Annotated in this window: 1 protein-coding gene; it reads left to right on the top strand. The window is 42.3% G+C overall.

What is annotated here, in order from left to right:
* Window positions 1–19 precede the first annotated feature (19 nt).
* On the top strand, window positions 20–201 hold a 182-nt coding region (locus tag FDX22_RS27230; protein ID WP_146718060.1), incomplete at its 3' end, for a 3'-5' exonuclease.

The raw sequence follows: 201 nt of genomic DNA, 5'->3' as shown, positions 1-201 counted from the left end.
AAACAGGAGAATATTTAACGTGAACAATTTAATGATCGACCTTGAAACTATGGGGAATAAACCAAATGCTCCGATCGTCTCAATAGGTGCTGTGTTTTTTGATCCTTCCACTGATGAACTGGGCCCTGAATTTTACCGGGTTGTTAGCTTGAAAAGCGCGATTGCTGGAGGTGCCGTTCCTGACCCTGAAACAATAATTTG

Source organism: Citrobacter sp. TBCS-14 (assembly GCF_005280805.1).
Classification (GTDB): Bacteria; Pseudomonadota; Gammaproteobacteria; order Enterobacterales; family Enterobacteriaceae; genus Citrobacter; species Citrobacter gillenii.
The sequence above is the reverse complement of the archived record's forward strand: the minus strand, read 5'-3'. Positions and strand labels throughout refer to the sequence as shown.